This is a genomic window from Nocardia sp. BMG51109 (genome assembly GCF_000526215.1).
Taxonomy (GTDB): Bacteria; Actinomycetota; Actinomycetes; order Mycobacteriales; family Mycobacteriaceae; genus Nocardia.
The window spans coordinates 7,026,214-7,040,218 of sequence record NZ_JAFQ01000004.1 but is presented as its reverse complement, the minus strand read 5'-3'; the positions used below and the strand labels follow the sequence as shown (position 1 = coordinate 7,040,218).

Sequence of the window (14,005 nt, the reverse complement as noted above, 5' to 3'; positions counted from 1 at the left end):
GCGAGCGCGGCTACTCGGCGGGTGCGAACTGGTCGGCCGGTGCGGGTTCGGCCGGGGCCGGTTCGGCCGGGGCGGGGGGTTCGGGTGCGAACGGCCCCGGCGCGACTCCCTCCGCCGGGCAGTCGGGCTGGAGCGGGTAGCAGGCCGGGGCGGGGGTTTCCGAGGGGATCGTCACGTCGGGGGCCGCGGTCTGCGGTGCGGTGGATCCGGCCGGGGTCGAGACAGGCGCGGGGGAGGAGGGCTTGTCGTCACCGCCCCTGCTGCACAGGGCGGCGACGGCCAGGATCAGCACGAGGATGCCCAGAATCACGAGCGGGACGATGCCGCGGCCGCGGCGGCGCGGCGGCTTGGGCGGCCGCGGTTCGAACGGGACCGAATACGGCTGCGCGGGTGAGGGATACGAGGGCTGCCCCGCGCCGTAGCCGCGCTGCGCGTATGCCGGTGCGGCGGAGGCGGATTCCCGTTGCGGCGTACTGTATCCCGGTGCGGCCGAGGCGAATTCCGGCTGTCTGCGTCCGTGACTCGATGCGGAGGACGAGAATTCACGGTTCCGCGACCGCCGGCCCGCGGGCTGGGCAGGCGGTGCGGTCGGCGGGCCGGACGGAGTGGGAATCGGGGCCGGGCCGCGGGCCGGGGGTGGTACCGGAGCGGTCGGCGGGGGCGGCGTGCCCGCGGCGGTGTGGGAGACCGGTGGCAGCGGTGCGGCGGCCGGGATCGGCGCGACGGGCGCGGCCGCCCGGGCCGGCTCGGCCGCGGGCCGTTGCGCGGTACCGTCGGCGCGCGGCGACGGGAAGCCCTCGGTGATCAGATCGGAATAGGTTGCGGCGGCGGCGAATCCGAGGGCGCCGAGCGCCTGGCTCACCTGCGCGGCATCCCAGGAGTCCGGGCCCGCCGCGGCGGGCCCCGGCACCCCGGTGCCGTCATCGGTGCCGGTGATGCGGGCGAAGTAGGCGCGCAGCGAGGACGGCCCGTCGCCGACCACCACGTCCAGGCCGGGCGGCAGGGTGCTCTTGTCCAGGCTGACCCGCGTGCCCAGCTGCGGAATCACCAGGACTATGCCCATCACCGCGACGTGTTCGCGGCCGGGCGCCGCGCGCAGCACCCGTTCGATCTCGGTGGTGCGGGTGCGCACCTCGTTCATCGGCTCGGTGCCGTCCCGCACCCCCTCGAGCGGCGCGATCCGGCCCTCGATCGTCCACGGCGCGGCGTCGGCGACGGTCAGCGGGCCGTTGATCCGCTCGGTGAAGCCCTTGATCACGACCACCACGCACGTCTTGGGTGTCCACACGACGAGATCGGCGCCCTGCGCCTGCACGACCGCGATACCGGACAGCGCATGCGAGCCGGTCCACGACTTCAACCAGTTCACCACCGTCCGCTCGGTACTGGACAGTCGCGACGGGTCGTCGTTGCGGACCTTCACCAACATCCTGATCAACCCCTGATCGATGCGTCACCTGCGGGCCGCCCGAGCGGCCGTCCGATCACCGTACGACGGTACGACGAACCGGGCGAATCGGCTTGCGCGGCAGCACAGATCATCCATCATGCCCCGCACGCCGATGCGGGCGGGTCACCCGTCTTGACACCCGGCCCGTTCCTGGTCGGACGAGATAGGGCGGGTAGCAGCGGACACGCCCGCCCGCATCATCGCGTACCGAGCGACCGGATCGGCCGTTACCGGCCGGCCGGTTCCGCGGCTGTCGCCGAACCGCGCCGGCCGGATCCGTCCCGCCGGGTCCGGGCCGGCATCGCGGCGGGGCCGACCGATTCCGCTCCGCCCCGTCGCATGCGCCTCACGGGGGTCAGGAGTCGGTACGCCAGGCCAGATGGCCGTCCGGCCGTACGAGCACCCGGGTGCCGGTGGTGGCGGCGTAGTCGGCGAAGGCATGCCCCTCGACCGCGACGAGCTCGCCGCCGGCCGGTGAACGATCCGGTCCGACGATCGAAAACGCCGCGCTGCCTTCGGGACTCGGCGCCGCCGGTGCGCCGAACGACAACAGTGTGGCGTGCGGCCCCCGGAACAGGTCGAACAGGCGGATCTCGGTCCCGTCGGCCCGCCGCAGGGGAGCGTCGGGTGCGCGGTCGCCGGAGACCAGCGCGCCGGTCGCGCCGGGCAGGCGATAGGTGATGTCCAGCTGCCGGGTCTCGGCCCCGCGGCGCATCGCGTCCTCGTCACCCGCGACGTGCTTGTCGAGCAGGGCGGTACTGACGCCGAGCACCCGGGCGGCGACCGCGCGCCGCTCGGACTCGTAGCTGTCGAGCAGTGCCTCGATGTCGTCACCGGGCTGCGGGTCGTTCCGCAAGGCGGCCGCGAGTTTCCAGCCGAGGTTGTAGGCGTCCTGGATGCCGGTGTTCATCCCCTGTCCGCCGGTCGGCGGATGCACGTGGGCGGCATCGCCGGCAAGGAAGACCCGCCCGGACCGGAAGCGCTGCGCCAGACGGACGTTCGGCCGCCAGACCGTCGACCAGGCTGGTTCGGCGAGTACCAGGTCGGTGCGCCCGCCGACGCGATCGACGTACTCTTGCAGCACCGCGCGCGTCGGCTCGGCGTCCTCGGCCAGCGGCGCCGCGAACTGGAACAGCCGCCCGCCGGGCAAGGGGGTCAACGCGATTCCGTTCATCGGCTCGTCCGGCCCGGCGAACCAGTAGCCGTAGCCGTGCTCGAGCGCGTCGACGCGGACGTCGCCGAGCAGCATCCGGATCGAGCCGTCGGTGCTGCCCTCGAAGGGAATCGCGAGCTTCTTGCGCACGGTGCTGCGGCCGCCGTCGGCGCCCACCAGATAGTCGGCGCGCACCATCTCGGTGCCGTCCGGACGGGTGAGCGTGGCGCCGACGCCGCCGTCGTCCTGGGTGAAATCGGCGAGTGCCGTGGACAATTCGACGCGCACCCCGAATTCCGCCAGGCGCCCACGTAGTATCCGCTCGGTGCCGGACTGTCCGAGCACCCACGGATTCGGGTACGGCACAGCCGGACTCGGCTCGTTGACCTCTGTCATGCGGCGCTCGTCGACGAACTGCCCGCCGAGGTACACCCGCATCGGTGCCGGCGGCATTCCGGCGGCGAGTACCGCCGCGAGCACGCCGAGATCATCGAACACCTCGAGCGTGCGCGGCTGGATGCCGTCGCCGCGGGATCCGGCGAAGAACTCCGCGGCGGCGTCGACGATGCGGACCGCGATGCCGCGGCGGGCGAGGTCGATGGCGAGGGTGAGCCCGGTCGGCCCGGCTCCGGCGATGAGTACCTGCGGTGACGACACGCTTCCTCCAGAAATGAACTAATATTCAGTGAATGTAGATTCATATTTGTGGTTGATAGGGTCCGCTGTCAAGGAGGTGGTGATGGCCACGGGTCGGGCGGAACCGGGGCGACGCAAGGAGAGGTCGGCGGAGACCGAGAAGGCGCTCAAGGATGCGGCGCGGCGGTTGTTCGCCGAGCGCGGCTACCTGAATACGAAGATCACCGACATCACCGCGGCGGCGGGCCGGGCGGCGGGATCGTTCTACAACCACTTCGCGGGCAAGGAGGAGTTGCTGCGGGCGCTGCTGGGCGACTTCGCGGCGGAGGGGGATTCGGCGGCGGAGACGCGAGAGCACAACCCGGACTTCACCGATCCGGATGCCGTGCGCTTCCACGTCGAGCAGTACTGGACCTTCTCCCGCCGCAACTGGCCGGTGCTGCGCGCGGTGCAGCAGGCGGCGCTGGTCAACGACGAGTTCGCCGAGCTGTCCGGCAGGTTCGCCGCCGAGCAGCTCGGCGAGATCATCGACCACCTGGACGGCTTCGCCGCCGCCGGACTGCGGTTGCCGAGCACCTTCGACGGCAGCCTGGCCATGATGTTCCTGGCCGTGCACGGCCTGCTCGAGGCGGTCGAGCAGGGCACCGTCGACCTGACCGACGAGCAGGCGATCGACGGCCTGACCCGGTTCGTCTACCGCGGTCTCACCGGTCGCGACTACTGACCGCGGCGCATGTCCGGCGGAAATCCGCCGGGCTCAGGGCAGCAGCACGATGGATCCCGTGGTGTGGCGGCCCTCCAGATCTCGGTGCGCCCGCTGGGCCTCGGCCAGCGGGTATTCGGCGCCGACTCGCACGCGCAGCTTGCCGGCGGCGATCGCCTCGAAGATATCGCCTGCGCGCCGGCGCAATTCGGCGCGGTCGCGGGTGTAGTCGGCGAGCTTCGGGCGGGTGAGGAACAGCGATCCGCCGCCGTTGAGTCGCTGCGGATCGACCGGCGGCACCGGACCGCTGGCCGCCCCGAACAGCGCGAGCATGCCGCGGACGCGCAGGGAGTCCAGGGAGGCGTCGAAGGTGGTCTTGCCGACGCCGTCGTAGACCGCGGCTACGCCGACGCCGTCGGTCAGCTCGCGCACCCGCGACGCCAGGTCGCCGCCGTACCGCAGCACCTCCGCGGCGCCGGCCTCGCGGGACAGCGCCTCCTTCTCGTCGGTGGAGACGGTCGTGATCACCCGGACGCCGCGCGCGGCGGCCAGCTGGGTGAGGATCAGCCCAACGCCCCCCGCCCCGGCGTGCACGAGAACGGACTCGCCCGGTTCCGGCTGGTAGATCGACTCCACGAGATAGTGCGCCGTCATGCCCTGCAGCAGTGCGGACGCCGCGACCGCGGGTTCTACCGCGGCCGGAACCGGGACCGCGACGGCGGCGGGAACGCTCACCTTCTCGGCGTAGCTGCCGGGCGCGGCGGCCCACGCCACGCGATCGCCGACGGCGAACTCGTCGACGCCCGGTCCGACCGCGGTCACCACGCCGGACCCCTCCGAACCGGGAACGTAGGGCACGTCCTGCGCATAGATTCCGGTGCGGATGTAGGTGTCGATGAAGTTGATGCCGATCGCCTGCGTCTCGACCAGCAGCCCGCCCGGCTGGACCGGTGGATCGGGCACCTCGGCGGATCGCAGAACCTCGGGTCCGCCGTGCTCGGAAACCTGGATGGCGCGCATGACTCGGTTCTACCCCGCCACCGCGTGACCGATTCCGCCGGGGCCGGAGAGAGCGGACTTACCGGACGGTAAACTCACGCGCATGAGCGAAACCGCCACCGCGGCCCCCTCGAAGCCGCCGTCGTCCGTCCTGAATTCGGTGCGGGAGTTCGTCACCGCGCACGGCGGCTCCGCGACGGCGGTGTTGCAGCCCATCGGCCGGGCCGGTGTCCGGATCACCCTGGTCGGTTCCGACGGCGTGCTCGGCGATCGCGTCGTCGACACCCTGGCCACAGCGAAGGCACTGGTGGAGGCCGTCGACGGAGTGACCGAGACCGAGCACTGGGACCGCGACCTGACCTCGATCGTCACCCCGGCGAAGGGGCACTGGGCCCGGATGGCCGGCTGGGTCGCGCGCCAGGCGCGGTATCCGAAGGCGCGCAACGAGCGCTGAGTCGCCGCCGGCCCGCGCCGGCGCTGAACACGAGTGGATGTATGCGAGTTCGACAGGTGGCGGCCGCGCTCGCGGCCGGCGTGATTTCCCTTCTCGCCGTGGCCGTTCCGGCGAACGCCGAGGATCCGGCCGCGCTGCGGGTCTGCACGACCGGTGACTACCCGCCGTATTCGGTGAGTGACGGCGCCGGCGGATTCCGCGGCGTCGATATCGACCTGGCGCGCGGCCTGGCCGACGTGCTGCGCCGGCCGGTCCAATTCGTGCCGACCACGTGGAAGTCGCTACCGGCCGATTTCGCCGCGCTGAACTGCGATCTCGCCGTGGGCGGCATCTCCGATTCGCCGGCGCGGCGGGCATTCTCGGACTTCTCGATCACCTACGGCACCGACGGTAAGACGCCGATCACGCGGACCGAGGACGCCGGCCGGTTCGCCACGATCGAGCAGATCGACCGGCCCGAGGTGCGCGTGGTCGTCAACCGCGGCGGGACCAACGAGCAGTTCGCCCGCACCAACTTTCCGCACGCGCAGGTGTCGCTGTGGCCGGACAATGTGACGATCTTCGACGAGATCGCACAGGGCCGCGCCGACGTGTTCGTCACCGACTCGGTCGAGGGCCGCTACCGCGTGCGCACCCATCCCGGCCTGACGGTGCTGCATCCGGACCGGCCGTTCGACTCCTTCGGCAAGGTGTTCCTGCTGCGCCGCGACGATCCGGTGTCGGCGGCCGAGGTGAACGGGTGGCTGGCCGCCCAGCTGGCCACCGGCGGCGTGGACCGCCTGCTCGACACCTGGATCGGGCCACACGCCACCGCTTGAGGTTGCCCTCGTCCGTGCCGGGCAGCATCGCGGCGCGGGCACCGGGCGGCCGCACGCGATACCGGCCGACGGTAATCGGGACGAACTCGACAGCGCCGCAGGGCAACCGGATGCCCCTGGCGCCTACGGCGCAGGGTGGCCGCGGATATGCCGGAACAGCCGACGCGCCCGGGCGGTGTCCTCGTGTGTCAGCCGCCGCAGCAGCCACCGCCGCAGCATCCGCCGGCGGGTGCCGGGGCCGGCGCGTTCGCGGCCCCGGTCAATCCGATCATGTCGAGCAGTTTGACGGTGTCGGCGTGACCGCCCGGACAGGCGGCGGGGGCTGCGGATTCGCTCATCGGGCGGCGCAACTCGAAGGTCTCGGCGCACTCCCGGCAGCGGTACGCGTAGGTCGGCATGCGTGGATTATGACCGTTCGGGGGAGGGAGGACAATCCGCGGGCCCGGCCGGCCGCGGTCGAAATACTCCCTCCGGCAGCGAAATCGGAGAGGGAGCAGATCGCCGAGGCGAAGTCCGGGGTGGGCGCGGCCGACATCGCTGTCCACCCGCCGCGCACCATCCCGCGTCTCGCCGGGCTCCGCGGGGGATGGCGTTGCCGCGGGGCCGAGCGAGACCACCCCTGGCTGAGCGGACCTCACCCGGTCGTGACAGCCGCCTCGAAGTGTGGTCCCGCGCGGCGCTCGCCGGAAGGGCGCAAGATGCCAAATCCGGTACGAACGCGCCAACTTTCGCGCCGCGGCCGAATCAGGAGGCGTGCGCGACGGTGGATTCGGCCGACGCGGCGACCTGCTCGCGATGCCGCATGGCCGCCCACAGCGCGGCGGTGGCGGCGGTGCAGGCCGCGGCGCCACCGACGTGCACGGCCACCAGTGCGGCGGGAACGTCGGTGAAGTACTGGACGATACCGACCAGCCCCTGCGCGCACACCAGCGCGATCACGACCGCCAGGCGCCGCCGGATCGGCCGGGTCATGCCGACGGCGGCCAGGCCGAACGCGAGACCGACCAGCAGTGCCAGATAGGCGATGAGCAGCTCGGCGTGCAGATGGACCAGCGAGACGATCTCCGCCTCGAGCCGGGCCACCGGTCGCTCGATGCTCTTGTCGCCCGCGTGCGGTCCGGCCCCGGTGACCAGCGTTCCGGCGATCAGCGTGGCGGACAACGCGATCGCGCTCAGGGCGGTGAGCCACCGCAGCGGCGCGGGCACCTGCGCGACGTCGACGCCGTCGTCGGGTTCGCCGATCTTGGCGAACAGCAGCACCGCCAGCCACACCATCAGCATCGACGCCAGCAGATGCACCGACACCGTCCACCAGAGCAGTCCGGTGAGCACGGTGATGCCGCCGATCACCGCCTGCAGCACCGTCCCGGCCGGCATCAGCCACGCGTAGCCGATCACCTCGCGCCGGCGCCGCGCCCGCACCACGGCCAGCACGATCAGGGCGGCGCACAGCGTCACGGCGAACGTGAGCAGGCGATTGGAGAACTCCACGACCTGATGCAGCACCGGCACCTCGGCGACCGCCACGGGCGTGAAGCTGCCCGGAAAACACTGCGGCCAGGTCGGGCACCCGAGCCCCGACGAGGTGACCCGAACGACCGCACCCGTCACCGAGATACCGGCCTGGGACAGGACGACCGCGACCGCGATGATCCGCTGCACCCGCAGCGAGGGCAGCGGCAGCAGATCAACCAGTCGCAGAAATGCGCGAGTCAGCACGAACCGATGGTAGTCGACCATCAACTACAGCGTGTAGTGGGTGCCCGGATCCGGCCGCGCCGGTCGGCGGCGGTCGGCGGCGTACCGCGACGCGCAGCGATTGGCGGCGGACTGGGACGATCGGGCGGCGCGGTCCGAACCGTTCGGTCTGATTCCGGTCGTAATCGTCGACACCGCCCGGCCCGTGGAGTGCGCCGACCTCGTTCAGCGCATCGAGCGGGCCACGTGGTCGGGGGCGGGGGACGCTCGGGCAGACTGAGGCGATGGTGCGTTCCGCTTCGTTCCGGCCCACGCCTGCCGATCTCGATGCCGCGCAGGGGAAGACGATTACCGATGTGGTGGCGGCCGATCTGCGGGTGCTGTTCTGCGGGATCAATCCCGGGCTGTGGTCCGGGGCGACCGGGCATCACTTCGCGCGGCCCGGGAATCGGTTCTGGCCGGCGCTGTTCCGGTCCGGATTCACGCCGCGGCAGCTCCGGCCGGACGAGCAGGACGAACTGTTGGAGTTGGGGCTGGGGATCACCAATGTCGCCGCGCGGACCACCGCCAAGGCGGACGAGTTGACGGCCGAGGAACTGCGCGAGGGCGGGCGTGCGCTGGTGGAGCGCGTCGGGAGATACCGTCCGCGGGTGCTGGCCGTGCTCGGCCTGGGCGCCTACCGCACCGCGTTCGGTCGTCCGCGGGCCAGGGTGGGGCGCCGGCCCGACGCGCTCGGCGACACCGACGTGTGGGTGCTGCCCAACCCCAGCGGTCTCAACGCGCACTACACGCTGGACGCGCTGGCCGCCGAATTCCGCACGCTCCGCGAAGCGGTCGAGGAATAGCCCGGAGTCGTGGTGCGGCCCAGGGGCGGGCCGGATTCCGTGCGGTACGGGAACCTGCAGGCGACGACCGAACTTGAACGGTGTTAAAGTCATTGCCGATCATGAATGCCCTGCTTGCCTCGCGGTCCCGTTCGGTGCGTCGCGTGACCGCGTCCTCGGCGGGCGCGGCCCTGGAATCCTACGAATGGTCGCTGTACGCGCTGCTGGTGACCTATTTCTCGCCGCGGTTCTTCGGCGGTGATCTGCACCAGTCGGTGCTGTACGGGTTCGGCCTGTTCGCGGTCGGATTCCTGATCCGCCCGATCGGCGCCGTCGTCCTCGGGCAGCTGGCGGACCGGCGCGGCCGCCGCCCGGCCCTCGTGCTGTCCATCGGCCTGGCCGGGGTGGCGACGCTCGGCATGGCGCTGACGCCCGGCCGGGAGACGATCGGGATCGCGGCGCCCGTCCTGCTGCTGGTGTGGCGCCTGGTGCTGGGGTTCTCCTTCGGCGGTGAGCAGGCCGTCGCGCAGGCGTATCTGTTCGAGTCCTCGCCCGAGAAGCGGCGCATGCTCGGCACCAGCGTCTACTCGATCTTCTACGGCCTCGGCACCATCACGGCCAACCTGCTTGTGGCCGGGCTGGTGACGGCGGCCGGGCCGGACGCGCTGCGCGACGGCTACTGGCGCATACCGTTCCTGGTCGCCGCCGTGCTGTCACTGATCTTCATGCTCGCGCGCCGGGGCATCCCGGAAACGCGCGACGGCGATCCGCACGAGGAACCGGTCCGATGGGGACGGGAATGGCGTGCGCTGCTGGTCCCGGGGCTGGCGGTCGCCGGGCTGACGGTCGGCAGCCTGGCGTCCTATTACCTCTGGATCAGTGCGCCCACGAGTTACGCGATCACGGTCCTGAAGCTGCCCGACGGTCAGGTGCTGTGGGCGGGAGTGGTGGCCCAGCTGGCCTATATGGCGGCGGCGCCCGTCTTCGGCGCACTCGCCGACCGGCTGGGGCCGCTGCGCTGGGTGGCGGGCGCGTCGGTGGTGCTGGCGGTGGCGACGCTGCCGATGCAGGTGCTGCTGAATTCGGCGACGCCGCTGACGTATTGGGTGCTCATGGTGCTCGGATCGGTCGGCGTCGTCACGCTCGCCGCCACCATCACGGGCGCCACGGCCATGGTGGCGCCGGCCCGCCACCGCGTCACGGTCATGGCCCTGCCGTACAGCATCACCAGCGCGCTCTTCGGCGGCACCACACCCGCGCTGAAACAGAAGTTCGCCGCCCACCCGGCGCTGTTCTCGATCTACATCATCGCCTTGCTGCTGGTCACCGCGGTCACCGCCCTGGTCTCGCGGCCGCTGCTCGCCAAGGCCGCCGCTGCCGAACCGGCCTCGGTCCGGGCCTGAATGTCGTTGCCGGCGTTCATCGCCGACCTACCGTGCGGGCGGCACGGCGTCGGCTCGAAGGCGCGGCTGGACGTGAACAACACCGGCGACGTGGTGGTCCCGCCCGATGGTGTCCTGCCCGGATCCGGCGGAAGTGCCGGGCGGTCACATGGTTTCGGCATGCACGCCGACCTCGGGCGAGCCGCCGTATCGCCGCGACGGTCGCCGCCGGTGCCTCGCGGGGACGAATTTGTCCGATCCCCGGAAGCGCCTGGCGCAACCGGCCTGCGGGCCGCCTACTGGAACCGGAACCAGCGGACCGCGAGGTAGCCGGCCACGACACCCCAGACCACGAGGACGCCGAGCCCGTACCAGTCGACGCTCAGGCCCATCGCCTGTTCGAGGGCCTCGGCCAGGGCGCCGGAGGGGATCAGCCGGGCCAGGAGGCTCAGCCAGTCGGGCACGGTGTCGGCGGCGAACACCAGCGTCGAGGTGCCGAGCATGACGAACCACAGGATATTCGCCAGTGCCAGCACGATTTCGGCCTTCAGGGTGCCGCCGAGCAGCAGTCCCATGGCGGCGAAGGTGGCCGTGCCCAGGGCGATCACGACGGCGCCGAACCCCAGGCCGCCGAGCGACGGCCGCCAGCCGAGCGCGAATCCGATGGCGCCCAGCAGGATCGACTGCAACACCACGACGATCAGCACCGCCGCGCACTTGCCGCCCACGATGCCCCAGCGCGGTAATGCGGTGGCGCCCAGGCGTTTCAGTGCGCCGTAGCGGCGATCGAACCCGACCGCGATGGCCTGCCCGGTAAATCCGGTGGACATGATCGCCACCATCATCACCGCGGGCACCGCCCGGTCGATCCGGTGGTCGCCGAGGCTGTCGCCCAGTGGCAGCAACGACAACCCGACCAGCAGCGCGATCGGGATGAACATGGTCAGCAGCAGCTGTTCCCCGTTGCGCAGCAACAGGATCAGCTCCATCCGGGTCTGCGCGGCCAGCATGGCCCAGCGGCGGGCCGGGTGCGGTGCGGGGGCGAAGGTCCCCGGCGCGAACCGGGGGGCGGATTCGGTTGTCACGACGGATCTCCGTTCGTTCGGCGGCCGGCCGGTGCGGGCCGCACCCTCCGCCGGATCGGCGAACAGCTCATCCGCGCAGCTCCCGTCCGGTCAGCTCGAGGAAGACATCCTCGAGCCGGCGCTGGTCGATCCGGATATCGGTGGGCAGCACGTCGATCCGCGCGCACCACGCCGTCACCGTGGCCAGCACCTGCGGCGTGATGTCGCCCTCCAGCAGATAGGCGCCCGGCGCGGTCTCGCACGGCGAGAACCCTTCCGGCAGCGCCGTTCTCAGCAGTTCGAGCTGGAGCTTCGGCGGCGCCGTGAAGCGCAGCTGCCCCTCCGCGCCGGTGGAGGTGACCTCGGCCGGCGTGCCGGCGGCCACGATCCGGCCGTGATCGATGATGACCAGCCGGTCGGCGAGCTGTTCGGCCTCGTCCATCATGTGCGTGGTGAGCAGGATGCCGACCCCGTCGCGGCGCAGCGCGTCGATCAGCTCCCACACCAGATGCCTGGCCTGGGCGTCCATCCCGGCGGTCGGCTCGTCGAGGAACACCATCTCCGGGCGCCCGACCAGCGCGCAGGCCAGGGCCAGCCGCTGCTGCTGGCCGCCGGACAGCCGCCGGTACGGGGTGCGCCGCGCGTCCTGCAGGCCGAGCGTGCGCAGCAGCCACGCCGGATCCAGCGGATCGGCCGAATAGGCGGCGACGAGGTCGAGCATCTCACCGGCCCGCGACCCCGGATAGGCGCCGCCCCCCTGCAACATCACCCCGATGCGGGGACGCAGCCGGTGCGAATCGGCGATCGGGTCCAGGCCCAGCACCCGCACCGAGCCCGCGTCCGGCGCGAGGAACCCCTCGCACATCTCGACGGTGGTGGTCTTACCGGCGCCGTTGGGCCCGAGCAGCGCCAGCACCTCGGCGGGCCGCACATCGAAACGGATCCCGTCGACCGCCGTGACTTCACCGAAGCGTTTCACGGCGCCGTCGACGCGGACGGCCGGTTGCGAGGCAGCGGTCACGAACACACACCGTATGCCGAGGGTCGCTGTGACCCGGACAACACCCTGGTGGTCACGGCCGGATCAGCCCGATCCGCCCACGGATTGCGGAACCGCCGCGGGCGCCATCGGCGCGGCGGCGTCGGGATGCTGTGCCCGCCACGGCAGCAGGTTGCGCGTGAGCGCGATGAACCCGACGCCCACGACGACGACGGCGACGGCGGCCTCGATGATCTGGAAGACGCCGTAGTCGCCGCCGCGCGGCATCTGCATCAGGCTGACCGCCGCCGAGAGCACCACGGCCGGAACGCGGAACGCGGGCTGGGTGGCCCAGGCGGCCAGCGGCACCAGCGCCCACAGCAGATACCAGGCCTGCACGACCGGGAACAGCAGCACGATCGCCGCGAGCGAAACACCCAGCGCGCCAACGGGATGCAGGCGCCCGGTCCAGGTGGCGATCAGCATGCGCAACGTGATGAACGCCGCGACGGCGCCGGCGATCGGCCGGGTGATGCTCAGCAGCGCGGTGGTGTGATCGCCCAAACCCAGCAGCACCCCGCCGAATCCGGTGATGATGCCGATCGCGGTGGGCAGCGACATCCAGCTGCGCACCGCGCTGGCGGTGTTCAGGGTGTGGGTCCAGCCGAAGCCGAGCCCGCTGGCCCAGCTGACGAACAGCGTCGTGCCGATCGCGATCACCCCCAGCAGCAGCGCGGAGCCGATCAGCGGCCGCAGGCCGACACCCAGGCGCCGGGCCAGGGCCATGCCGACGAACCCGAGGGCGATGATCGAGGTGAACTTGATCGACGAGGACAACACGATGACGACGGCGCCGAAGACCAGCAGCGCCCACGCGCGCCGGTCGAGGGGGCGGCTGCTCTCGATGGCCCGCAGGCAGAACTCCATGCCGGCCAGCATCAGCCCGAGCATCAGCGCGTCGTTGTGCACGCCGCTGATCAGGTGCAGCAGCACCAGGGGATTGGCGGCGCCGAGCCAGAGCGCGCCGACCGGTGCGACCCCGCAGCGCCGCGACAGCCGGGGCAGCGCCCACACGATCAGGGCGACACCGGCCACCGCGAGCAGCCGGTGCAGCCACACCCCGACGATGACGTTGTCGGCGGTCAGATGCGCCATCGCGCGCCCGACCCACAGGAACAGCGGCCCGTACGGCGCCGGTGTCTGCAACCAGATGGTCGGCACGTTCCGGGTGAGGATGTCGTCCAGGCCGAGCCCGGGCCCGGGGCCGACCACGTAGGGATCCATACCGCGCGCGGCGATCTCGCTCTGCGCCAGATAGGAATACACGTCGGTGCTGAACATCGGCGGCGTGATGGACAGCGGAACGACCCACAGCAGCAGCGTGCGATCCAGCTGCGAGCGGGTGATCCGGTGCGCGGGCGCGCCACCGAGCCCGCCGACGGAGAACCGGCCGAGCAGCAGCCAGGCCATCACCAGCAGCACGATGCCGAGCATGTTGAGCGCGAGGCTCGAGGTCTGCCAGCGCGCGAAGCCGCCGAACAGGCGCACCCCCGACACCGGATTTCCCAGCACGGGCTGGGCGGCCACGCCGAGCCCGCTGATCGCCATCAGCACCGAACCGGTCGCGCCCAGGAAGCGAATCCGTGTGAATTGCGCCATCTCCCGGGCGTTCAGGCCCGGGACCTCGTTCTCGTTGCTGTGCAGGGCGGCGATGGTGTGATCGGCGGGCCGGACGTCCAGGCCCAAGGCCCGACGCCCCAGGTCGATGATCCGCCGCCGCGCGCCCCGCAATGCCACCACGGACCAAGAGCCTAGTTCGAACGGGCCCGCGGAACCGCGATCGGG

Annotated in this window: 14 protein-coding genes; 6 read left to right on the top strand and 8 right to left on the bottom strand. The window is 71.7% G+C overall.

The window, feature by feature from the left end; all coding sequences use genetic code 11:
- Nucleotides 1-10 precede the first annotated feature (10 nt).
- On the bottom strand, nt 11-1,429 hold the full coding sequence (locus tag D892_RS0133145) for a hypothetical protein (RefSeq protein WP_024805369.1): 1,419 nt from the start codon (nt 1,427-1,429) through the stop codon (nt 11-13).
- A gap of 376 nt (nt 1,430-1,805) precedes the next feature.
- A complete protein-coding gene (locus D892_RS0133135; RefSeq protein ID WP_024805368.1) occupies nt 1,806-3,260 on the bottom strand; it encodes an FAD-dependent monooxygenase in 1,455 nt (484 codons plus the stop codon).
- Between the two features lie 82 nt (nt 3,261-3,342).
- On the opposite strand from D892_RS0133135, the gene D892_RS0133130 reads away from it, so the two are divergent.
- The gene (locus tag D892_RS0133130; protein WP_024805367.1) at nt 3,343-3,963 is read left to right on the top strand and encodes a TetR/AcrR family transcriptional regulator; all 621 of its coding nucleotides are present in this window, start codon (nt 3,343-3,345) and stop codon (nt 3,961-3,963) included.
- 33 nt (nt 3,964-3,996) lie between these two features.
- Here the strand turns inward: D892_RS0133130 and D892_RS0133125 are convergent, their stop codons facing one another.
- Nucleotides 3,997-4,962: a quinone oxidoreductase gene (locus D892_RS0133125; RefSeq protein ID WP_024805366.1), complete on the bottom strand. Its 966-nt coding sequence runs from the start codon at nt 4,960-4,962 to the stop codon at nt 3,997-3,999.
- Between the two features lie 82 nt (nt 4,963-5,044).
- Here D892_RS0133125 and D892_RS0133120 point away from each other — a divergent pair, with 82 nt between their 5' ends.
- Together D892_RS0133120 and D892_RS0133115 are read left to right on the top strand one after the other, a co-directional pair.
- Nucleotides 5,045-5,395 carry a hypothetical protein gene (locus D892_RS0133120; RefSeq protein WP_024805365.1) on the top strand — a complete coding sequence of 117 codons (351 nt, stop codon included), beginning with the start codon at nt 5,045-5,047 and terminating at the stop codon, nt 5,393-5,395.
- Between the two features lie 41 nt (nt 5,396-5,436).
- Nucleotides 5,437-6,213: a transporter substrate-binding domain-containing protein gene (locus tag D892_RS0133115; protein WP_024805364.1), complete on the top strand. Its 777-nt coding sequence runs from the start codon at nt 5,437-5,439 to the stop codon at nt 6,211-6,213.
- Nucleotides 6,214-6,401: 188 nt separating this feature from the next.
- On the opposite strand, the gene D892_RS0133110 is transcribed toward D892_RS0133115, so the two are convergent.
- Nucleotides 6,402-6,611: a zinc ribbon domain-containing protein gene (locus D892_RS0133110; RefSeq protein ID WP_024805363.1), complete on the bottom strand. Its 210-nt coding sequence runs from the start codon at nt 6,609-6,611 to the stop codon at nt 6,402-6,404.
- Nucleotides 6,612-6,957: 346 nt separating this feature from the next.
- Nucleotides 6,958-7,953, bottom strand: a complete 996-nt coding sequence (locus D892_RS0133105) for a heme A synthase (protein ID WP_036567649.1) — start codon at nt 7,951-7,953, stop codon at nt 6,958-6,960.
- A 19-nt stretch (nt 7,954-7,972) separates the two neighbouring features.
- Here D892_RS0133105 and D892_RS0133100 point away from each other — a divergent pair, with 19 nt between their 5' ends.
- The 3 genes from D892_RS0133100 (at nt 7,973) to D892_RS0133090 (ending at nt 10,138) form a co-directional block, all read left to right on the top strand.
- On the top strand, nt 7,973-8,191 hold the full coding sequence (locus D892_RS0133100) for a hypothetical protein (RefSeq protein WP_024805361.1): 219 nt from the start codon (nt 7,973-7,975) through the stop codon (nt 8,189-8,191).
- A 4-nt stretch (nt 8,192-8,195) separates the two neighbouring features.
- Nucleotides 8,196-8,756: a G/U mismatch-specific DNA glycosylase gene (mug, locus tag D892_RS0133095; protein WP_036567645.1), complete on the top strand. Its 561-nt coding sequence runs from the start codon at nt 8,196-8,198 to the stop codon at nt 8,754-8,756.
- 143 nt (nt 8,757-8,899) lie between these two features.
- Nucleotides 8,900-10,138, top strand: coding sequence for an MFS transporter (locus D892_RS0133090; protein ID WP_198037047.1), 1,239 nt, complete (start codon nt 8,900-8,902; stop codon nt 10,136-10,138).
- A 275-nt stretch (nt 10,139-10,413) separates the two neighbouring features.
- Here D892_RS0133090 and D892_RS0133080 read toward each other — a convergent pair whose 3' ends face one another.
- The 3 genes from D892_RS0133080 to mptB form a co-directional block, all read right to left on the bottom strand.
- Nucleotides 10,414-11,202: an ABC transporter permease gene (locus tag D892_RS0133080; protein ID WP_024805357.1), complete on the bottom strand. Its 789-nt coding sequence runs from the start codon at nt 11,200-11,202 to the stop codon at nt 10,414-10,416.
- A gap of 67 nt (nt 11,203-11,269) precedes the next feature.
- Entirely contained in the window at nt 11,270-12,202 is a 933-nt protein-coding gene (locus D892_RS0133075; protein ID WP_024805356.1) for an ABC transporter ATP-binding protein, read from the bottom strand.
- 63 nt (nt 12,203-12,265) lie between these two features.
- Nucleotides 12,266-13,960: a polyprenol phosphomannose-dependent alpha 1,6 mannosyltransferase MptB gene (gene mptB / locus D892_RS0133070; protein ID WP_156959791.1), complete on the bottom strand. Its 1,695-nt coding sequence runs from the start codon at nt 13,958-13,960 to the stop codon at nt 12,266-12,268.
- Nucleotides 13,961-14,005: the final 45 nt, after the last annotated feature.